The sequence below is a fragment of the Actinosynnema sp. NPDC037264 genome (genome assembly GCF_055603705.1).
The window spans coordinates 50,722-69,044 of record NZ_JBVJVK010000021.1 but is presented as its reverse complement, the minus strand read 5'-3'; the positions used below and the strand labels follow the sequence as shown (position 1 = coordinate 69,044).

23 protein-coding genes are annotated in these 18,323 nt (G+C 73.7%); 16 read left to right on the top strand and 7 right to left on the bottom strand.

Annotation, left to right across the window (positions count from 1 at the left end; all coding sequences use genetic code 11):
* Window positions 1–53 precede the first annotated feature (53 nt).
* Window positions 54–554, top strand: coding sequence for a SigE family RNA polymerase sigma factor (locus ACZ7GX_RS23310; RefSeq protein ID WP_498779455.1), 501 nt, complete (start codon window positions 54–56; stop codon window positions 552–554).
* Window positions 554–1,357 (top strand): hypothetical protein, encoded by an 804-nt coding sequence (locus tag ACZ7GX_RS23305; protein ID WP_498779454.1) that lies wholly within the window; start codon window positions 554–556, stop codon window positions 1,355–1,357. Before ACZ7GX_RS23310 ends, ACZ7GX_RS23305 begins: the two co-directional genes overlap by 1 nt.
* 54 nt (window positions 1,358–1,411) lie before the next feature.
* Here the strand turns inward: ACZ7GX_RS23305 and ACZ7GX_RS23300 are convergent, their stop codons facing one another.
* The gene (locus ACZ7GX_RS23300) at window positions 1,412–1,987 is read right to left on the bottom strand and encodes an RDD family protein (RefSeq protein ID WP_498779453.1); all 576 of its coding nucleotides are present in this window, start codon (window positions 1,985–1,987) and stop codon (window positions 1,412–1,414) included.
* Window positions 1,988–2,090: 103 nt separating this feature from the next.
* Here ACZ7GX_RS23300 and ACZ7GX_RS23295 point away from each other — a divergent pair, with 103 nt between their 5' ends.
* Window positions 2,091–2,438 carry a hypothetical protein gene (locus ACZ7GX_RS23295; RefSeq protein ID WP_498779452.1) on the top strand — a complete coding sequence of 116 codons (348 nt, stop codon included), beginning with the start codon at window positions 2,091–2,093 and terminating at the stop codon, window positions 2,436–2,438.
* A 53-nt stretch (window positions 2,439–2,491) separates the two neighbouring features.
* Window positions 2,492–3,430, top strand: coding sequence for a helix-turn-helix transcriptional regulator (locus ACZ7GX_RS23290; RefSeq protein WP_498779450.1), 939 nt, complete (start codon window positions 2,492–2,494; stop codon window positions 3,428–3,430).
* Here the strand turns inward: ACZ7GX_RS23290 and ACZ7GX_RS23285 are convergent.
* A complete protein-coding gene (locus ACZ7GX_RS23285; protein ID WP_498779449.1) occupies window positions 3,348–4,556 on the bottom strand; it encodes a YbfB/YjiJ family MFS transporter in 1,209 nt (402 codons plus the stop codon). The two genes, ACZ7GX_RS23290 and ACZ7GX_RS23285, sit on opposite strands and share 83 nt — an antisense overlap.
* A gap of 45 nt (window positions 4,557–4,601) precedes the next feature.
* Between ACZ7GX_RS23285 and ACZ7GX_RS23280 the strand changes: the two genes are divergently transcribed.
* From ACZ7GX_RS23280 to ACZ7GX_RS23260, 5 genes are all read left to right on the top strand, one after another.
* Window positions 4,602–5,183 carry a TetR/AcrR family transcriptional regulator gene (locus ACZ7GX_RS23280; RefSeq protein ID WP_498779447.1) on the top strand — a complete coding sequence of 194 codons (582 nt, stop codon included), beginning with the start codon at window positions 4,602–4,604 and terminating at the stop codon, window positions 5,181–5,183.
* 66 nt (window positions 5,184–5,249) lie between these two features.
* Window positions 5,250–6,632 (top strand): FAD-binding oxidoreductase, encoded by a 1,383-nt coding sequence (locus ACZ7GX_RS23275; RefSeq protein ID WP_498779445.1) that lies wholly within the window; start codon window positions 5,250–5,252, stop codon window positions 6,630–6,632.
* A gap of 44 nt (window positions 6,633–6,676) precedes the next feature.
* The gene (locus ACZ7GX_RS23270) at window positions 6,677–8,512 is read left to right on the top strand and encodes a WD40 repeat domain-containing protein (RefSeq protein WP_498779444.1); all 1,836 of its coding nucleotides are present in this window, start codon (window positions 6,677–6,679) and stop codon (window positions 8,510–8,512) included.
* A 41-nt stretch (window positions 8,513–8,553) separates the two neighbouring features.
* Window positions 8,554–9,159 (top strand): hypothetical protein, encoded by a 606-nt coding sequence (locus ACZ7GX_RS23265; RefSeq protein WP_498779442.1) that lies wholly within the window; start codon window positions 8,554–8,556, stop codon window positions 9,157–9,159.
* A gap of 102 nt (window positions 9,160–9,261) precedes the next feature.
* Window positions 9,262–10,011: a GH12 family glycosyl hydrolase domain-containing protein gene (locus tag ACZ7GX_RS23260; protein WP_498779440.1), complete on the top strand. Its 750-nt coding sequence runs from the start codon at window positions 9,262–9,264 to the stop codon at window positions 10,009–10,011.
* A gap of 53 nt (window positions 10,012–10,064) precedes the next feature.
* Here the strand turns inward: ACZ7GX_RS23260 and ACZ7GX_RS23255 are convergent, their stop codons facing one another.
* Window positions 10,065–10,610, bottom strand: a complete 546-nt coding sequence (locus ACZ7GX_RS23255) for a cysteine hydrolase family protein (RefSeq protein WP_498779439.1) — start codon at window positions 10,608–10,610, stop codon at window positions 10,065–10,067.
* A gap of 126 nt (window positions 10,611–10,736) precedes the next feature.
* On the opposite strand from ACZ7GX_RS23255, the gene ACZ7GX_RS23250 reads away from it, so the two are divergent.
* The 4 genes from ACZ7GX_RS23250 (at window position 10,737) to ACZ7GX_RS23235 (ending at window position 13,442) form a co-directional block, all read left to right on the top strand.
* Window positions 10,737–11,189: a VOC family protein gene (locus ACZ7GX_RS23250; protein WP_498779438.1), complete on the top strand. Its 453-nt coding sequence runs from the start codon at window positions 10,737–10,739 to the stop codon at window positions 11,187–11,189.
* Window positions 11,190–11,263: 74 nt separating this feature from the next.
* Window positions 11,264–11,536, top strand: a complete 273-nt coding sequence (locus ACZ7GX_RS23245) for a GlsB/YeaQ/YmgE family stress response membrane protein (RefSeq protein WP_498779437.1) — start codon at window positions 11,264–11,266, stop codon at window positions 11,534–11,536.
* A gap of 65 nt (window positions 11,537–11,601) precedes the next feature.
* Window positions 11,602–12,708 carry a sensor histidine kinase gene (locus ACZ7GX_RS23240; protein ID WP_498779435.1) on the top strand — a complete coding sequence of 369 codons (1,107 nt, stop codon included), beginning with the start codon at window positions 11,602–11,604 and terminating at the stop codon, window positions 12,706–12,708.
* Window positions 12,705–13,442: a response regulator gene (locus ACZ7GX_RS23235; RefSeq protein WP_498779434.1), complete on the top strand. Its 738-nt coding sequence runs from the start codon at window positions 12,705–12,707 to the stop codon at window positions 13,440–13,442. Before ACZ7GX_RS23240 ends, ACZ7GX_RS23235 begins: the two co-directional genes overlap by 4 nt.
* On the opposite strand, the gene ACZ7GX_RS23230 is transcribed toward ACZ7GX_RS23235, so the two are convergent.
* Window positions 13,361–13,669 (bottom strand): DUF6223 family protein, encoded by a 309-nt coding sequence (locus tag ACZ7GX_RS23230; RefSeq protein WP_498779433.1) that lies wholly within the window; start codon window positions 13,667–13,669, stop codon window positions 13,361–13,363. The genes ACZ7GX_RS23235 and ACZ7GX_RS23230 overlap by 82 nt on opposite strands.
* Before the next feature lie 260 nt (window positions 13,670–13,929).
* On the opposite strand from ACZ7GX_RS23230, the gene ACZ7GX_RS23225 reads away from it, so the two are divergent.
* Window positions 13,930–15,045: a serine hydrolase domain-containing protein gene (locus ACZ7GX_RS23225; protein ID WP_498779431.1), complete on the top strand. Its 1,116-nt coding sequence runs from the start codon at window positions 13,930–13,932 to the stop codon at window positions 15,043–15,045.
* On the opposite strand, the gene ACZ7GX_RS23220 is transcribed toward ACZ7GX_RS23225, so the two are convergent.
* Window positions 15,020–15,166, bottom strand: a complete 147-nt coding sequence (locus ACZ7GX_RS23220; protein ID WP_498779429.1) for a hypothetical protein — start codon at window positions 15,164–15,166, stop codon at window positions 15,020–15,022. The two genes, ACZ7GX_RS23225 and ACZ7GX_RS23220, sit on opposite strands and share 26 nt — an antisense overlap.
* Window positions 15,167–15,333: 167 nt before the next feature.
* On the opposite strand from ACZ7GX_RS23220, the gene ACZ7GX_RS23215 reads away from it, so the two are divergent.
* Entirely contained in the window at window positions 15,334–16,740 is a 1,407-nt protein-coding gene (locus ACZ7GX_RS23215; RefSeq protein ID WP_498779427.1) for an MFS transporter, read from the top strand.
* Between the two features lie 98 nt (window positions 16,741–16,838).
* Complete coding sequence (locus tag ACZ7GX_RS23210) at window positions 16,839–17,192, top strand: hypothetical protein (protein WP_498779426.1); 354 nt, start codon at window positions 16,839–16,841, stop codon at window positions 17,190–17,192.
* 32 nt (window positions 17,193–17,224) lie between these two features.
* Here the strand turns inward: ACZ7GX_RS23210 and ACZ7GX_RS23205 are convergent, their stop codons facing one another.
* The gene (locus tag ACZ7GX_RS23205; RefSeq protein ID WP_498779425.1) at window positions 17,225–17,833 is read right to left on the bottom strand and encodes a DUF305 domain-containing protein; all 609 of its coding nucleotides are present in this window, start codon (window positions 17,831–17,833) and stop codon (window positions 17,225–17,227) included.
* A gap of 78 nt (window positions 17,834–17,911) precedes the next feature.
* Window positions 17,912–18,289, bottom strand: coding sequence for a hypothetical protein (locus tag ACZ7GX_RS23200; protein ID WP_498779424.1), 378 nt, complete (start codon window positions 18,287–18,289; stop codon window positions 17,912–17,914).
* Window positions 18,290–18,323 lie beyond the last annotated feature (34 nt).

Sequence of the window (18,323 nt, the reverse complement as noted above, 5' to 3'; positions counted from 1 at the left end):
AGGGCAACCGAACGCCGACGCCGCCTCGTCGTCCTGGGAGAGGGGGTGGACGGGTGAAGGACAAAGACGCCGAGTTCGTCGAGTTCGTGCGCGCGAAGCACCGCCACGTGCGGCGGACGGCGTTCCTGCTGTGCGCCGACTGGCACCTGGCGGAGGACCTGGCGCAGGCCACGTTGCTCAAGCTGTACCGCTCGTGGTCACGCGTGCGGCGGGCCGACTCCGTCGACGCGTACTGGCGCACGGTGCTCGTGCGCACCGTGATCGACCACCGGCGGCCGCTGAAGGGCTCGGAGAAGCCGGTGGCGGAGCCGCCGGACCTGCCCGCCGACGAGGTCGAGCACGAGAGCGGCATCGACGTGCAGCGCGCGCTGGCGGCGTTGCCACCGGGGCAACGCGCGGCCGTCGTGCTGCGGTACTGGGAGGACCAGTCGGTCTCGCAGGTGGCGAAGGTGCTCGCGTGCAGCGAGGGGACGGTCAAGAGCCAGTGCGCCAAAGGCCTCGCGGCGTTGCGCCGCGAGCTGGGCAGCACCTTGGACAAGGGAGGAGTGGCGTGATGAACGACGTGGACGAGGTGCGGCGGATGCTCGCGCCGGTGCTGGCAGGCGACACCGGGCCCCGGCACTCGCCGGAAGAGGTGTTGACGTCGGCGCGCAAGGCGGTGGCGCAACGGCGGGCGGTGGCCGGTGTGCTGTCCGTCGGTGTCGTGCTGGCGATCGGGGCGAGCGTGCTCTTCGCCGTGACCGATCGGTCCACTGTGGAGTCGGCGTCGGGCCCCGTGCTCACGACCACGCCGACCGACGTGCCCCCGGCGCCGACCACGCCCGGGCACGCCGCCGAGCTGACCGCGAGGCTGGCCGCGGCGGACGTCGTCCCCGACGGCTTCGAGATCCTCCCGGTGGTCTCGGAGCGGAACGAGCCGCCGCTGCGCTTCAGCGCCCACGGGCCGGACACCTCGGGCGGCTACCTGGCCTCGGCCGTGTTCTCCGACGCCGAGGGCAGCGTGACGTTGGCGCTCTACGTGCGGTCGGCCACCGCGCCGGAGAACTGCACGGTGGAGAGCGGCTGCGTGCGCTTCACCGCGATGAACGGCCCGTTCTTCGACCAGCCGGCCGTGAAGTCCGTCGACGGTGTCGAGGTGGAGGTCGCGCGCGACCTCCGCACCGGCCTGCCGGGGCGGGTGTCGGCGGAAGCGCGCTTCCCGGACGGCACCGTCGTGGAGGTCACCGTCACCAACCAGACCACGGTGATGGACCACGGCTCGCCGTACACCCGGCCGACCACTCGCGACAGCGTGCCGTTCACCGAGCGGCAGTTGGTCGACCTGGTCACGAAGCCCGGCTTCGGCTACCTGCCGTGATCGCACCGCCGTCGGCGTGCCCCGTCCGAGGCGCGTCGACGGCCGTGCGTGGGCTCAGCGCGGCCGCTGGTCGGCGAGGGAGCGGAAGCCCGCCGCGTGGAGCCGGCGGGTGCTCCGGCCGTCGATGCTGGTCCGGACCGGTGATCCGGGCGGTCCGCCGCCGGCCGCCGCGCCGACGAAGATCGAGACGATGACCAGCGGCAGCAGCACGGTCCGGACCGTCATCGCCCACGGCGCCTTCAGCCCGATCCGGCCGCCGTCGGCCAGTCGCACGAGTCGGGTGCCGGTGAGCACGGCGCCGAGCGCGCGGCCGTTGCCGTAGCACAGGCCGTACAGCGGGGGCACCACGAGCAGCAGCGCGATGGCGGCGAGGGCGAGCTGCCCGTCGTCGATCTTCCCGGACGCGTACGGCACGCTGAGCACGACCAAGCCGACGCCGACCGCGAGCAGGAACACCACGAAGTCGACGAGCCAGGCCAGCAGCCGGCGCAGCTCGCCGGCCCGGACGTAGAGGACCCCGTCGGGGAACGACTCGATCCGCCCGGCGGCCCTCGCCCCGAGGACGTGCGCCGTCTCGGCCCGGACGACCTCCAGCCTCGTCGGCGGCCGGTCGAGGCCCGGAGCGGCCATGGCGTCCTCCAGTCGGTTCGTGACGGCGACATTCTGCCTGACGTCGAATCCGGTTCGGGCGCGAACGTATGATCCGGGCTCCACGACGTCAGGGGGCCGGGACATGAACCCGAATCCGAACGCCCGCGGCCAGGGCGCGCCGGCGGCGGCTGCGCCGAAGGCGTCGATCGTCCCGTACTTCCTGGCGCACCTGGTGACGGGCCTCGTCGTGTTCGTGGTGCTGACGGTCTTCGTCCAGACCGGCGAACCGGTCTCCTTCGGCCCGGTGCTCCTGGACTACGTGACCGTCCACCTGCCGGTGCCGCTGGTGCTCTCGTCGGTGCTGGCGTGGCTGCTGACCCGACGCGTGCGGCCGCCGTTCTGGGCGGTGCTGCTGCTGTCCGTGCCGTTCTACCTCGGCGCCCTGTTCATCTACGAGATGGGCCTGCTCATGGCGTCGACCCAGCAGTGAGGCCGGATCGCGTTCCGGACGGCCCGCGTCCGGTTCACGTCTAAGGTCCAGGTGTGCCGACCGAACTCAGCCCCACCGCGAAGGCCCTGCGCGCCATGGAGATCCTCCAGGCGCGCCCCGGCGTGACGGCGGGCGAGCTCGCCGCGGGGCTGGGCGTCACGGAACGGGCGGTGCGCCGGTACGTCGGGATCCTCCGTGAGGCGGGCATCCCCGTGGAGTCGACCCGGGGCCCCTACGGCGGGTACCGGCTCGGGCGCGGCACGCGGCTGCCACCGGTCGTGTTCACCGAGCCCGAGGCGCTCGTCCTGGTCATGGCGGTGCTCGACAACCCGGCCGACGACCTGGTGGACAGCGCCCTGGGCAAGGTCGTGCGGGCGCTGCCCGAGCACGTCGGCAAGCAGGCGGCGGCGCTGCGCGAGCACGCGTCGGCCGCGCCCGACCGGAACTCGGCCCGCCCGGACCCCGCCACGACCAGCGCGCTCGTCGCGGCCATCGCGGCCCGGCGTCGCGTGGTGGTCACGTACCGCCCGGACACGGGCAGCGAGTGGGACTCCGAGGTGGACCCGTGGGCGGTCGTCGTCCGGCACGGGCGGTGGTACCTGTTGTGCCACTCCCACCGCGCGGACGCGCTCCGCACCTACCGGATCGACCGGGTCCGGGCGGTCCGGGAGACCGAGCACGGGTTCGAGCCGCCGGCCGACCTCGACCCGGTGGCGGTGGTGGAGGAGAACCTGGGCACCGGCTGGGAGTTCCCGACCCGCGTGGTGTTCCACGCGCCGCCGGAGCAGGTGGCGCCGTGGATCAGGCCACCGATGGGCCGCCTCGAACCGCTGGGCGACGGGTGCGTCCTCGTCGGCAGCACGAGCAACCCCGCCATGTACGCGCAGGAGTGGCTGGCGACCGTGCCGGTCAACTTCCGCGTCGAGGGCGGGCCGGAACTGCGGGCCGCGGTCGAGGCGCTCGCCGCGCGGTTCGCCGCCGCCGTGGACTGACCACGATCACGGCCGCCGCCGCGCACAGGACCGCGGTCCACGCCAGGGTCGCGTCGGTCGAGGTGCGGTCGGCGACGACCCCGGCCAGCCAGGGCCCGGCGGTCTGACCGGCCGCGAACAGCGTGGTGAACGCGGCCAGCGTCGCCGTGAGGTCGGCGGTCGGCACGGCGTCGCGGACGATCGCGGTGACGGCGGCGGGCACGCCCATGAACGTCGCGCCGTAGACGAGGGCGGAGCCGAGGATCACCGTCGGCGTCGGCGCCACCAACGCCAGGGCCGCGCCACCGCCCAGCACGCCCAGCAACGCGGCCGGCGCCCGGGCGCCCGGCCAGTTCGCGATCGGCCGGCTCCACAGGGCGGGCGCCGCCACCACCGCCAGACCGAGCGCCACCCACGTCAGCACCACCTGCCAGGTCGGCGCGTCGCGCTCGACGAGGTAGGCCGAGAGGAACGTGATGTAGGTGATGTAGCCGAGCGCGAACAGCGTGTACGCCACCGCGATCCGCCAGAGGGGGCGCAACCGCGGTCGGCCGGACGTCGCGGCCGGGGCCTCACCGCCGGCACGTGCCGCGGTCCAGGCGACCAGCGCCGCCGCGACGGCGGCCACGGCCAGGACCACCCAGGCGACCCGCCAACCGCTGCCCAGCAACGGGATCGTCACGCCGCCGAACGCGATGCCCAGCCCCGTGCCCGCGAAGTACACCGTGATCGGCGTGCCGGACCCGACCCGGGTGGCGATGCGCGAGGCGATCACCCCGCCGGCGATGAACACCACCGCACCCGCCGCACCGGCCGCCGCGCGCACCACCAGCAGCACCGCGAAATCGGCGGAGAGCGCCGTGGCGGCCAACGCGACCGCCGTGCCGACCAGGCCACCGCGGAAGGCGGCCGTGACGCCCCAGCCGCGGACGACCGCCGCGGTCACCAACGCGCCGAGCAGGTAACCGAGCCCGTTGGCGGTGCTCATCGCACCGGCCTCGGTCAACGTCCAGCCCAGGTCGTCGCGCATCGCGGGCACGAGCAGCCCGTAGGCGAACCGGGCGAGCCCGAGCGCGGACGCCGTGCCGAGCGCGAGCCGAGCCGCCTGCCACATCGCGCCCCCGTAGATCGAACCGATCGGTACCATCCGGCACGCTAACAGTGGATCGAACCGATCGGTACCATCTAAGTCATGCCGGTGGCCAAGGGCTCCACGATCGACCCGGGGCGCACCCGTGCCGCGATCCTCGACGCGGCCACCCCCGTGCTCTACGAACGCGGCCTCGACGGCATCGGCGTGGCCGAGCTGTGCACGCGGCTCGGCGTGTCCAAGGAAACGCTCTACCGGCACTTCGGCACCAAGGACGGCCTGGTGCGGGCCGTGCTGGAGGCCCGCAGCGACCGGGTGACGCGGGCGTTGGCCGACGCCGTGGCCGCCGCCGGGCCCGATCCCGCCGACCAGCTCACCGCCGTGTTCGACGCCTTCCAGCGGACCTTCGACGAGCCGGAGTTCCGCGGCTGCGCCCTGCTCAACGCCGCCGCCCAGCACCACGTCGAGCCGGTGCGCGCCCTCACCGCACGCCACCTGGACCGGTACCTCGACACGCTCGTCGGCATCGCCGAACGCGCCGGGGCCGCCGACCCCGCGCTCCTCGGGCGGCAGCTCCTGATGCTGGTCGAAGGCGCGACCGTGGTCGCCACGCACCACGGCCCGACCGGAGCGGGCGACCACGCGCTGCGCGCCGCGCGCACCCTGCTCGCCGCCGCGTCCTGACACCGAACCCGTTCGGCGGAGTGGCGGACGGGGCGACAGGGGGACCATGGGTCGGGGGGAGTGCTCATGGATTTCGGTCGCAGAACCTTCATCCAGGCCACCGGTCTCGTCGCGCTCGGCGCGTGGGAGAACGACTGGGACCGGCTGCGCCGCGCGCTCACCGGCAGGCTGGTCCTGCCCGGTGACGACGTATACGACACCGTGCGCCGGCCGTACAACACGGTGTACGCGCACCGCAGGCCCGCGGCCGTGGCGCTGTGCGCCGACGAGTCCGACGTGGCGCGGTGCCTCGACTTCGCGGCCCGGGAGCGGATCCCGGTCGCCGCCCGCAGCGGCGGGCACAGCTACGCCGGCTACTCGGTGCCCGAGAACGGCCTCGTCGTCGACCTGTCCGCGCTGCGCCGGATCCGCGTGGACCGCCGCGGCCGGGCCGAGGTCGGCGCGGGCACGCGGATGATCGACCTGTACGACGAGTTGGCTCGCAACGGCCGGTTGCTGCCCGCCGGGTCGTGCCCGACCGTCGGCATCGGCGGGCTCACGCTGGGCGGCGGCATCAGCGTCGTCGGGCGCAAGTACGGCCTGACCGTCGACCACCTGCGCGCCGCGCGGATCGTGACGCCGGGCGGGCGGCCGCGCCGCACCGACGACCACGTCGAGCCCGACCTGTTCTGGGCGCTGCGCGGTGGCGGCGGCGGCAACTTCGGCGTCGTCACGTCGTTCACGTTCGACACCGAGCCCGCGCCGGACGTGGCCGCGTTCGTCCTGGAGTTCCCGGCGGGTGCGGCGACCGACGTGCTGGGCGCGTGGCAGGAGTGGATGCTCGACACCCCGGACGGCCTGTGGTCGGCGTGCAACGTCCGGGCCGGCAGCCCGCCGCCCGCCAACGTCATCGGCAGCTGGATCGGGTCCGAGGTCGAGCTGGACCGGCTCCTCGACCGGTTCGCCGCGAAGGTCGCGCCGACCAGCCGCACGGTCCTGCCGATGGACTACGGCACCGCGATGCGGTTCTTCGCCGGCTGCCTGCCCGCGTGCCTGCCCGACGACGGCTCGCCGTTCGTGGCGTCGTCCAGGATGCTGCACCGGCCGGTCGACCCGGCGCGGGTGGAGGCGCTGCTTGAGGGGCGGCGGACGGGCCGGGCCCAGTTCGACACGTTCGGCGGCGCGATCGCGCGCGTGCCGCCGGACGCCACCGCGTTCCCGCACCGCCGCGCCATCGCCAGCGCACAGGCGTACGTCGACGTGGTCGGCGTCGGCGAGGCCGAAGCGCGCCGCATCATGGCCGACCTGCGCGACGGCATCGGCCACGACACCGGCTACGTCAACTACATCGACCCCGACATGCCGGACTGGCCGACCGCCTACTACGGCCGGAACCTCCCACGCCTGCGCCGCGTCGCGCGCCGCTACGACCCGGACCGCGTCCTCGCGTTCCCCCAAGGGCTCGCCTGACCCGGGACCGAAAGGTGATCACCAGATAGTGGATGATCACTCACATGTCCACGTCGTCGATCGGTTCGCCGCACCGCGGGCCGATCACCGCGCTCACCGCCGTCCGACGGGCCGATGGGCGGGCGGTGCTCGTCAGCGGGTCGCACGACGGCGGTGTGCGCCGCTGGGACGCGGTCACCGGACAGGCGCTGGACGACCCGCTCGCCGGTCGGGCCTGGGTGTGGTCGCTGGCCGCCGCGTCCACAGAGGACGGACGCGCGCTGGTCGTCGGCGGGTTCGGGGACGGCCGCGTGGTGCGGTGGGACGCGGCCACCGGCCAGCCCTTGGCGGAAGTGCCCCGGACCGGGTGGGTGCGGGCCTTGGCCGTCGTCGGCACGGTGGTGTTCAGCGGTTCCGACGACGGCGACGTGCGCCGGTGGGACGTGACGACCGGTCTGCCGGTGGGTGACCCGTTGCGCGGCCGCGCGTCCTCGGTCTGGTCACTGGCCGCCGCGGCGCTGCCCGACGGCCGCACGCTGGTCGTGGGCGGTTACGCGGACGGCGCGCTGTGGCGCTGGGACGCGGTGACGGGGCGGCCCGAAGGCGAGCCGGTGATGGGCCACGCCGGTCCGGTGCGGTCGCTGGCCGTGGTCGGCACCACGCTGTTCAGCGCCTCCGACGACGGCAGCGTGCGCCGGTGGGACGTGGCGACCGGGCAGCCGGCGGGCGACCCGCTCACCGGCCACCCCGCCGCGGTGCTGTCGCTGCTCCCGGTCGTGGTGGACGACGGCCGCACGCTGCTCGTGGCCGGCTGCCGTGACGGCTCGGTGCACCGGTGGGACGGCGGAACCCCGGTGGGGGAGCCCCTGACCGGCCATCGCGGTCCCGTGCGGTCGCTGGCCGTCGTCGGCACGACGTTGTTCAGCGGCGGCGACGACGGCGACGTGCGCCGCTGGGACGCGGCCACCGGCGAGGCCGTCGGCGACCGGCTGACCGGCCCGCCCCGGGGCGTGCGGTCGCTGACCACCAGCGGGTCGCTGCTCGTCGGCGCGAGCGGCGCCGAGGTGTGCCGCTGGGACCTGGACACCGGCCGACCCGTCGGCGAACCGCTCGTGGGGCACACCGCCCCGGTGTGGTCGGTGGCCGCCCTCGGCACGCTGCTCGTCAGCGGGGGAGAGGACCTGGCGGTGCGGCGCTGGGACCTCACCACCGGCCGTCAACTGGGCGAGCCCCTCACCGGGCACACCAAGACCGTGACGTCCGTGCTCGCGTTCGAGCACGCCGGGCGCGTCCTGGTCGCGGGCGGCTCCCAGGACCACACCGTGCGCCTCTGGGACGCCGGGACGGGCCGTCCCGTCGGCGAACCGCTCACCGGCCACAGCGGCCACGTGCGGTCGCTGGTCGCCGTGCGCCTCCGCGACGGCCGCACGCTCTTGGTCAGCGCCGCCTACGACAAGACCGTGCTGCGGTGGGACGTCGAGACCGGAGCGCTGGTGGGCGAGCCGATCACGGGTGAGGACGGCGTTCGCGGGCCCGTGGCCGCGGTCGTCCTGGACGACGGGCGCGTGCTGCTCGCCGGCGGGGGCCGCAAGGGTGTCGTGCGCCGGTGGGACGCGGAGACCGGGCAGCCCGTCGGCGAGCCCATGGCGGGGCACACGCCGACCCACTCGGTGACCGCGCTGGTCGCGGCCCGGCCTGGTGGCGGGCGACCGGTGCTCGTCAGCGCCGGGCCCGACGGGCTCGTGCTGCGGTGGGACGCGGAGACCGGCCGCCGCGTGGGTGAGCCGATCCGCTCCGGCGGCCGGGCGGTGAAGCTGACCGCCCTCGGCACGCCGGACGGCGGACTGGTCGTCATCACCGGTTCGGACACGGGCATCACGACGCGGCGGCTGACCGCGTGACGACGGCGCGGGACGACGGACGACCGTGAGGACACGACCACGTGGACGTGCAGAAGCTGTTGTGGCGCTTGGCCGACGAGTACACGAAGCGCTCGGACACGGTCCGGCCCGACTGGTTCGACCACGCGGGCGACCTCGTCGTGGCGGACGGCCGGGTGACCTGGGAGACGCCGTGGCGCACCGAGGCCGGCTTCACCCACGCGCTGCCCGCCGGTCCCCACCCGGTCTACGTGGGCTCGCACACCGTGATCGCGGACCACTGGGAACCCGACCGGTTCCGGTACTTCGCGAGCATGGTCGTGATCCCGCTGGCCGAGCCCGCGCGCATCGCGGCGGCGGAGTGGGACCACGACGGGTACGACGACATCCACCTGATCGAGGACTACGCCGTGCTGTGGGGCGACGAGGCCATGCGCGCCACGCTCCCGTTCGAGGACGACGTGCCCTCCTTCTTCCCCGACGCGCGGGACCGCATCCTGGCCAAGGGGCCGCACCACCGGCCCGACAACTGGGTGGACGTGGTGCTGGACCCGGAGACCGGGCTCAACGGGATCGTCCTCCCCGTGGCGGCCGAGAACCTCACGGGTCACGAGATCGTGGACGACGACGGCACGCTGCTCTGCCTGGTGCTGGCGACGTACGACTAGGAACGGATCCGGTGCGCCGTAGGCGTCCGAGGGTGTTCCGGGCTACCCTGGGAGCGCTCCCAGGAGATTCCCCGCCGTCGTGGACCCTTCGGAAGGAGTTCCATGCGAAGCACTGTCCGCGCCTTCGTGCTGGCCGGGCTGATGGCCGCGTCCGCGGTCGTCGCCGCAGCCGGGCCGGCCCAGGCCGACACCACGATCTGCGAGCAGTACGGATCGACCACCATCCAGGGCCGCTACGTGGTCCAGAACAACCGCTGGGGCTCGTCGGCCACCCAGTGCATCAACGTCACCTCGACCGGTTTCCGGATCACCCAGCAGCAGGGCTCGGCGCCGACCAACGGCGCACCGCTGTCGTACCCGTCGGTGTTCCTCGGCTGCCACTACTCCAACTGCTCGCCGGGCAGCAACCTGCCGATGCAGGTCAGCCGGATCCGCAGCGCCTCGTCCTCGATCAACTACACCTACGTGGGCGGCACCTACAACGCCTCCTACGACATCTGGCTCGACCCGACGCCCAAGACGAACGGGGTCAACCAGATGGAGATCATGATCTGGTTCAACCGCCAGGGCTCGATCCAGCCGATCGGCAGCGCGGTCGGCAACACCACCATCGGTGGCCGCAGCTGGCAGGTCTGGCGCGGCAGCAACGGCGCCAACAACGTGATCTCCTACGTCGCGCCGTCGCCGATCACGTCGTGGTCGTTCAACGTGCTCGACTTCGTCAACGACGTCCGCAACCGCGGCGCGATCACCACGTCCTGGTACCTGACCAGCATCCAAGCCGGTTTCGAGCCGTGGAACGGCGGCACCGGCCTGGCGGTCAACAACTTCTCCGCCTCGGTCAGCGGCTGATCCGAGCACCGGGCCGGTCCGGGCCGACACCCCGGACCGGCCCTTCGGCGCGGTCAGCGCTCGAACACGACCTCCGCCGCCGGCACCAGGCGCACCGCGCCGCCGGGGTGGACGGCCGTGCCGAGGAGCCGGTTGTGCCGCGCGACGACCTGCTCGGCGGTGAGGCCCGCCTCCGGGTCGCCGTCGGCCGCCGGCGAGTGGCCGTCGCTGACCAGCACGACGTCCAGGCCGTGGCTCAACGCCGACCGCGCCGTGGCGTCCACGCAGTAGTCGGTGGCCAGGCCGGTCAGCACCACGGTGTCCACGTCCCGTTCGGCGAGCAGCGCGGCGAGGTCCGTGCGGTAGAAGGCGTCGGTCGCCGTCTTGTCGAGCACCACGTCGGTCGGTTCGAGGCCGAGGCGTGAGCTGATCCGCGTTCCCGGGTTCGCCGGGTCGAACGGCGTGCCGCCGGGCCCGATCTGCCGCAACGCGACCACCGGCACGCCGTTGCGCCGGGCCTCGCGCGCCAACGCGGCGACGCGGTCGACCAGTTCCTCGCCGCGCCAGACGAGCGGGACCAACATCTCCTGCAGGTCGACGATCAGCAGTGCCGCGTTCATGCCGGCGCAGCCTAGCCGGGGGCGGGCTCGACGCGGTCGGTCGCGCCGCGACGGAACGGCTGGTCCGGCCGTTCGCGGTGGGCCTCGGTTTGCGCCGGGACCGCTGTAACCTATATAACCAGTTACATGGCACTGAGCTGGAAGTTGGTCATCGACACCAAGAACGCACCCGCCCTCGCGGACTTCTGGGCCGCGGCCCTGGACTACGAGGTGGAGGACCCGAGCGCGCTCATCGAGCAGCTGCTGGCGGCCGGCCACCTCGGCGCGGAAGCGGTCATCGAGCACAACGGGCGCAAGAACTTCCGCGGTTTCGCCGCCGTCCGCCACCCCGAGGACCCGTTCGACGCGACCAGCGGCGTCGGGCGCGGGCGGCGGCTGCTGTTCCAGGACGTGCCCGAGGCCAAGTCCGGCAAGAACCGCCTGCACATCGACATCCACGGCGAGCCGGGCGGCCTGGACGAGCTGGTGGCCCGCCTGGAGGGTCTCGGCGCGACCCGCGTCACCGAGTTCGACAAGGGTCCGGCCGGGCACTGGTGGGTCATGCGGGACCCGGAAGGCAACGAGTTCTGCGCGTCGTAGGGCGGGAGAACTTCGGAGGAGTGACGGGGGCGCTGATCGGGTACCTGAGGCTCACTTGACTCGAAGGAGTGAACGTGACCGTCTCCGGCATCATCAGCGCCCTCATCGTGGGCCTGATCATCGGCGCCCTCGGCAGACTCGTGCTGCCCGGCAAGCAGAGCATCCCGATCTGGCTGACCATCGTCGTCGGCATCGTGGCGGCCGTGATCGGCACCTTCATCGCGAACGCGCTCGGCGTGGGCGACACCCGCGGCATCGACTGGATCGAAGTGATCATCCAGGTCGCGCTCGCCGCCGGTGGCGTCGCCGTGGCGGCGGGCTTCTACACCCGCAAACGGGTCGCCTGACCCACCGCGCCCGACCCCGTCGAAGCCTGACCTCCCGCTCACCCGGCGGGGGTTAGGCTTCGGCCATGTCGAGAGGGCGTGGCCGGACGGCGGACACCGCCGCGGCGATCGCCGCGGGCCTGGTCGCGCTGCTCGGGCTGCTGGTGCAGTCGCGCGGCGTCGACACCCCGGGCGAGTGGGCGGCACTGCTCGTCGTGCTGGTCTCCGCCGGCGCGCTGGTCGTCCGCCGCCGCCACCCGATCCCGGTCGGCGTGGTGGCGTTGGCCGCCATCAGCGCGTACGGGGCGCTGCTGCACCAACCCGGCCCGATCATGGTCGTGTTCGTGGTCGCGCTCTACACGGTCGTCGACGAGGGCCACCTCGCCGTCGCCATCGGGCTCGGCGTCGCCTCGGTCGTCGCCTTCGCCCTCGCGGACAGCTTCAACCGGACCGACAACGGCGCGACGTTCCTGCACGCCGGCTGGCTCATCGCCGTCATCGTCGGCGTGACCCGCAACCGCCGGGCCTACCTCGCCGAAGCGGAGGCGCGCACCCTCGCCGCCGAGCAGCGGATGGAGGAGGAGGCCCGGCGACGCGCCACCGACGAACGGCTGCGCATCGCCCGCGAGCTGCACGACGCGCTCGGGCACCACCTCTCGCTGATCAACGTGCAGGCCAGCGCCGCGCTGCACCGCCCGGACCCGGCCCGCTCCGAGCAGGCGCTCACCGCGATCAAGCAGACCAGCAAGGAAACCCTGCGCGAGCTGCGCGCGACGCTCAACGCCCTGCGCCAGGACGGCGACGCGCCACCCGGCCTGAACCGCCTCGGCGACCTCGTCACGACGGCGGGGCGGTCCGGGCTGGAGATCCGCGTCGAGCTCGCCGAGACCCGGCCGCTGCCGCCGGAGGTCGACCTGGCCGCGTACCGGATCGTCCAGGAGGCGCTGACCAACGTGACCCGGCACGCGGGCGCGACCGCCGCCGTGGTCCGCGTCCGGCCCGACCACGACACCGTGCTGGTGGAGGTCGAGGACGACGGCACCGGCGCACCGGGCGCGCCCGGCAACGGCATCCTCGGCATGCGGGAACGGGCGCAGGCGCTGGGCGGCGAGCTGACCACGGGCCCGCGCCCGGACGGCGGCTTCCGGGTCCACGCCCGCCTGCCGCTGCGCGAGGACCCGGTGCCGGCGTGATCCGCCTGCTGCTCGCCGACGACCAGACCCTCGTCCGCGCCGGGTTCCGGTCCATCCTGGACGGTGAGGACGGCATCGAGGTGGTCGGCGAGGCCGCCGACGGCGCGGAGGCGGTGCGGCTCACCCGGCACCTGCGGCCCGACGTCGTCCTCATGGACGTCCAGATGCCCGGGCTGGACGGCCTGGCCGCCACGCGGGAGATCACCGCGACCTCCGACGTCCGCGTGATCATCCTGACCACGTTCGACCTGGACGACTACGTCTACGGCGCGCTGCGGGCCGGTGCGAGCGGCTTCCTGGTCAAGGACACCGAGCCGGCCGAGCTGATCCACGGTGTGCGGGTCGTGGCCCGCGGTGACGCGCTCCTCGCGCCGTCGGTCACCCGCCGGCTGATCGCCGAGTTCGCCACCCGCGCCACGCACCCGGACCCGGGACCGCGGCTGAGCGCGCTCACCGACCGCGAACGCGAAGTGATGGCGCTGGTGGCGGCCGGCCTGTCCAACGACGAGATCGCCGCCCGGCTCGTGCTGAGCCCGGCCACCGCGAAGACCCACGTCAGTCGCATCATGACCAAGGCGGGGGTCCGCGACCGGGCCCAGTTGGTGATCCTCGCGTACGAGTCCGGCCTCGCCGTGCCGGGCTGGCTGACCGATCAGGCGGTCTCCCGGCGCGAGCGCGCCAGCGCCGACCCGCCGAGGACCACGGCGACCGACCCGACCACCAAGGCCACGTAGGCCCCGCCACGGCCGTTGCCGGTCCCGATGCCGCTGTCGGAGGTGACCGCGACGAGCCCGCCGAGCGCCAGGCCGACGGCACCCGTCGCCAAGGACACGAGGGCCCCGAGCCGTCCGGTGCGGGTGCCGAAGCGACCGGTGGGCCGGGCCAGGGCCAGCGCGCCCACCACGAGGCCGACCAACCCCAGCACCGCGCCGAGACTGGCGCCGATCCGTCCCGGGCTCATCGCGTAGACACTGGCCGCGGCGAGAACATTGGCGACATGCATGGGGATTCCTCCACTCGTACAACAGGTACGGGCAGCGTAGGAACGGGGGTGGCCGCGAGTCGTCATGCCGGAGTTGCCGATCTTCCTACCACCCCGGTTGTACGCCCTCCGCGCGCCGTACCACCGCAGTGGCGGTCGCGTGCCGCAGCGGGCTCGCCGTCGGTCATACCCATACGGGGTATGGTGGGACGGTAGGTCGTCGGCGGAGGGGGCGGTCGGTGGGTGTCAGCGGGATCGTCGCGGAGGGGTACGAGCAGGTTCGCCGGGTGTTCACGAGGATGGTCGACGAGGGTCGGGAAACCGGCGCCGGGCTGTCGGTGTGGTCCGGTGGGCGTGAGGTCGTCCGGTTGAGCGGTGGTTGGGCCGACGTGGCCCGCAGCCGTCCGTGGCGGGACGACACCCTCGTCACCACGTACTCGACCTCCAAGCCGTTCGCCGCGCTCACCGCGCTGGCGGCGGTGGCCGACGGCGCGTTGTCGTTGGACGAGCCGGTGTCGACCTACTGGACCGACTACGCGACCGGCGGCAAGGAGCGCACGACGTTGCGGCAGGTCCTGACCCATCGGGCGGGTCTGCCCGCGTTCCCGGCCTCGGCCGCCGCGGTGGACCTGCTGGACGACGCGGGGCTCCGGCGTGAGCTGGCGGCGGCCACGGCGGAGTCCGAGCCCGGGTCGGTGTTGGCCGAGCACGCGTTGACCTACGGCCACCTGATCGACGGGGTCCTGCGTGCCGCCACGGGGCGGTCGCTGGGTGAGCTGTACGCCGACGTGGTCCGGCCGGCGTTGGGCGTCGACGCCTGGTTCGGCGTGCCGGAACGGGACCTGGACCGCGTGGCCGAGCTCGAACTGGGCATCGACGGCAGCACGGACGACCTCGTGGCCGAGGTCGCCTCGTCGTACCAGCGCGCGCTCGCCCTCCCCGTCGGCGCGCTGGACCCCGCCCGCCTCAACTCGCCGGACTGGCACCGGGCGGTGTTCGGCGCCAGCGGTCTGCACGCCTCCGCGACCGCGCTGGCGCGGTTCTACGCGGGCCTGACCGCGCCGGACGGGCCGGTCCGCCGACTGCTCGGACCGCGGTTGCACGCGGACTTCCTGGCGTCCCAGGTGTGCGGTCACGACGAGGTCGTCGGCACGACGGTGAACTGGGCGCTCGGCCTGTTCCGCACCGGCTCGTTCATCGGCCTCGGCGGGTTCGGCGGGTCGGCCGCGTGGTGGTCGCTGCGCAACGACCACGCGGTGGGTTACGTGACCCGCCGACTCCACGACCACTCGCGGATCGCCGAGATCGCCGCCGAACTGGGCGACGACCTCAACCTCCGGGTCGACTGCGGCTGACGCCCGGTCGGGACGCGCCGACCGCTAGCAGGACCACGAGCCCGAACGCGCCGAGCGCGGTCAGGGCGCGGGCCACGTCGAACATCTCCCACCGGTCGAAGATCGCCGCGTGGTTGGCCAATGAAGTCACGGTCGGCGCGCCCGCGGTGGTGGCGCGGCCGGCCGCGTGAGTTGGCGCCACGTTGCGGGCGGGCGGAAGTCCGGCTTGACAGGGTCATACCCCTAGGGGGTATGTTCGCGATCGCTCCACGGGATACCCCCGAGGGGTATCGAAAGGAAGGACCCGTCATGAACCCCGATCCCCGGCGCTGGTGGGCACTCGTCGTGCTCGCGGCGGCGCAGTTCATGGTCATCATGGACACCTCGATCATCGCCGTGGCGCTGCCGGACATGCAGCGCGAGTTGGGCTTCACCCCCGGCGGGCTCCAGTGGGTGTTCAACGCCTACGCGGTCGCGCTCGGCGGCCTGCTGCTGCTCGGCGGCAGGCTCTCGGACCTCTGGGGCGCACGCCGCGTGTTCGCCGTCGGCTGGGCCACCCTGATCGTCGGCTCGGTGATCGCCGCCGCCGCGACCGGGGCGGGTACGGAGGTCGTCGGCCGCGCGGTGCAGGGCGTCGGCGCGGCGCTGATCGCACCGGCCGCGATGACGCTGCTCATGGTCCTGTTCGCCGGTCAGCCCCGCGAACTGCCGAAGGCGATGGCGTTCTACGGCGCGGCGGCCCCGGCCGGCGGCACCGCGGGCGTGTTCCTCGGCGGCGTGATCACCGAGTGGCTGAGCTGGCCGTGGGTGTTCGTCGTCTACGTCCCGATCGGCCTGCTGACCCTCGCGCTCACGCCGAGGCTGCTGCCCGTCGTCCCCGGTCGCAGCGGTGGCCTGGACGTCGGGGGAGCGGTCGCGGTGACCGGCGGGCTCGCGCTGGCCGTCTACGCCATCGTGCAGGCGCCCGAACGCGGCTGGGCGTCGACGGCCACGCTGGTGCAGCTCGGCGCCGCGGCGGTCCTGCTGATCGCGTTCCTGCTGGTGCAGTGGACGGTCAAGAACCCGTTGATGCCGCTGAAGGTCTGGCGCACGCCCGACCTGGCTGCGGCGAACGTCGCGATGGCGTTGCTCGGCGCGGCGTGGATCCCGATGTGGTACTTCCTCAACCTCTACGTCCAGCAGGTGCTCGGGTTCGACGCGTTCGCCAGCGGCGCGGCGCTGCTGCCGATGACCGCGCTCATGACCGTGCTGATGACCACGGTCACCGGACGCCTGATCGGCCGCTTCGGCGCCAAGCCCCTGATCGTCGCCGGACTCGCCGTGCTCGCCGCCGGCCTCGGCCTGCTGGCCACCGCCGACCCGGGCGGCAGCTTCGTCGTCGACGTCCTGCCCGGCTCGCTGATCGCCGCGGTCGGCATGGCGCTGGTCTTCATCCCCGCGACCATGGCCGCCATCGGCGGGGTCGCCCCCGACCAGGGCGGGCTGGCCTCGGGCATCGTCAACACCACCTACCAGGTCGGCTCGGCGCTCGGCCTGGCCGCGATGACGGCGGTGGCGACGTCGCGGGGCGCGGACCGGCTCGGGGACGCGGTCGCGCTGACCGACGGCTACTCGGCCGCCTTCACCGGCGCCGCGCTGGTCGCCCTGGCCGCCGCGCTGCTGGCCGCCTTCACCCTGCGCGGCCGGGTCGTCGAGCCGGTGGCGGTCGACGCCTGACCCGCGGTGGATCAGTACCCCGGCTGGGTATGCTACGTTCTCGGGCATACCCAGTCGGGGTATAGCTGTCCACTGGTTCGCCGCAGCAGGGAGATCAGGTGCCCGAAACGAGCAAGGTGACCGTCTGCCGGGGCTGCTGCTGCGGCACCGTCGACAAGCACCCGGACGTCGACCACGCGACGCACCTGCGGAAGTTCCGGGAGGCCGTGGGGCCGGGGGCGGTCACCGTGGCCAACTGCCTGAGCTCCTGCGAGTTCTCCAACGTCGTCGTGGTCAGGCCGGCCCGGGGCACGGGCGCCCGGCCGGTGTGGCTGGGCGGCGTGCTCACCGACGAGGCGGTGGACCACGTCCTCGACTGGGTCGCCGCGGGCGGTCCGGGCAGTGCCGAGATGCCGGCCGGCCTGGCCGACCACCTGATCGACCGGCCGGCCGACGACAGCGCCGCGAGCTGACGCGCGCGGTCGCCGTCGCCGTCCGCCGGGCGTCAGCCGGGCGGCAACAGGCCCTGCATCTCGGTGATCTCGGCCTGCTGCGCGTCGACGATCCGCTGGGCGAGCGCCTTGGCCTCGGCGTTGGCGCCGTGCCGGAGCTCCACGTTTGCCATCTCGATCGCGCCCTGGTGGTGCCTGATCATCATCCCCAGGAACATCCGGTCGAACTCGGTGTCCCGGGCCTGTGCCAGCGCCTCCATTTCGGCGGCGCCCATGCCGGGCTGGTCCGAACCGTGGTCCATGCCCGGCATGCCGGTGGTGTGCACCTGCGCGCCCCAGCCGGTCAGCCAGCCGGTCATGGTCTTGATCTCCGGGTCCTGCGCCTTCTCGATGCGCGACGCGAGGTCGAGCACCTCGGGGGTGGTGGTCCGGCCGTGGACGAGCTTCGCCATCTCGATCGCGCCCTGGTGGTGGGGGATCATGCCCTGCGCGAACGTGACGTCCGCCTCGTTGTGCCCACCGGACGGTGCGCCGGCGGCGGCGCTCGGGTGGCCGGTCGTGCTGCCCGGGTCGTGGCCGGTGGAGTCGCTGCCGCACCCGGCGAGCACGAGCACGGGGGTCAGGAGGGCGAGCGCCGTCCCGACCAGGTTCTTCCTGGTCATGATGTCCTCTGCGGTGTGGATCCGAGTCGGTTGCGCGGCGTCGCGTCGACGTCCACAAGGGACGTCACGCGCCGCCTGTCACAGCCGCAGGACGCAGAGGGTGGCGAGCAGCGCCGGCGCGCCGCCCGGTCTCGGGGGAGGTGAGCGCGGCCGGGCCGACCGCGTGGTGGCCGACGTCAGCCGCACGAGGACGCCTCGGCGGAGGAGCACGAGGACGGCGAGCAGCAGGCCGAGCCCGGCGACGAGGATGGCCAGGCACAGGTGCAGCAGGTCGTGCTGCTGAGCGGGGCCGGGCGCGTGCTCTTCGGACGCGCCGTGCGCGCAGCAGTCGGCCACCGCGGTCACGGTCACCGCGGCCTGCTCGTGCGTGCCGAGGTGGTGCATCCCCACGACGGCGAACGCGACAACCCACACGAGAGCCCACAGCGAGGCTCGGGTGCGGACGCGGTGGAGCACGGGCCCATCCTACAAGGACCTACGATGGCGGACA

Bases quoted from the DNA above. Each gene is read 5' to 3' on its own strand.
- ACZ7GX_RS23260 (WP_498779440.1), top strand. From the start codon at position 9,262: ATGCGAAGCACTGTCCGCGCCTTCGTGCTGGCCGGGCTGATGGCCGCG.
- ACZ7GX_RS23255 (WP_498779439.1), bottom strand. From the start codon at position 10,610: ATGAACGCGGCACTGCTGATCGTCGACCTGCAGGAGATGTTGGTCCCG.
- ACZ7GX_RS23270 (WP_498779444.1), top strand. From the start codon at position 6,677: ATGTCCACGTCGTCGATCGGTTCGCCGCACCGCGGGCCGATCACCGCG.
- ACZ7GX_RS23295 (WP_498779452.1), top strand. From the start codon at position 2,091: ATGAACCCGAATCCGAACGCCCGCGGCCAGGGCGCGCCGGCGGCGGCT.
- ACZ7GX_RS23240 (WP_498779435.1), top strand. From the start codon at position 11,602: ATGTCGAGAGGGCGTGGCCGGACGGCGGACACCGCCGCGGCGATCGCC.
- ACZ7GX_RS23250 (WP_498779438.1), top strand. From the start codon at position 10,737: ATGGCACTGAGCTGGAAGTTGGTCATCGACACCAAGAACGCACCCGCC.
- ACZ7GX_RS23230 (WP_498779433.1), bottom strand. From the start codon at position 13,669: ATGAGCCCGGGACGGATCGGCGCCAGTCTCGGCGCGGTGCTGGGGTTG.
- ACZ7GX_RS23280 (WP_498779447.1), top strand. From the start codon at position 4,602: ATGCCGGTGGCCAAGGGCTCCACGATCGACCCGGGGCGCACCCGTGCC.
- ACZ7GX_RS23205 (WP_498779425.1), bottom strand. From the start codon at position 17,833: ATGACCAGGAAGAACCTGGTCGGGACGGCGCTCGCCCTCCTGACCCCC.
- ACZ7GX_RS23215 (WP_498779427.1), top strand. From the start codon at position 15,334: ATGAACCCCGATCCCCGGCGCTGGTGGGCACTCGTCGTGCTCGCGGCG.
- ACZ7GX_RS23300 (WP_498779453.1), bottom strand. From the start codon at position 1,987: ATGGCCGCTCCGGGCCTCGACCGGCCGCCGACGAGGCTGGAGGTCGTC.
- ACZ7GX_RS23305 (WP_498779454.1), top strand. From the start codon at position 554: ATGAACGACGTGGACGAGGTGCGGCGGATGCTCGCGCCGGTGCTGGCA.
- ACZ7GX_RS23275 (WP_498779445.1), top strand. From the start codon at position 5,250: ATGGATTTCGGTCGCAGAACCTTCATCCAGGCCACCGGTCTCGTCGCG.
- ACZ7GX_RS23285 (WP_498779449.1), bottom strand. From the start codon at position 4,556: ATGGTACCGATCGGTTCGATCTACGGGGGCGCGATGTGGCAGGCGGCT.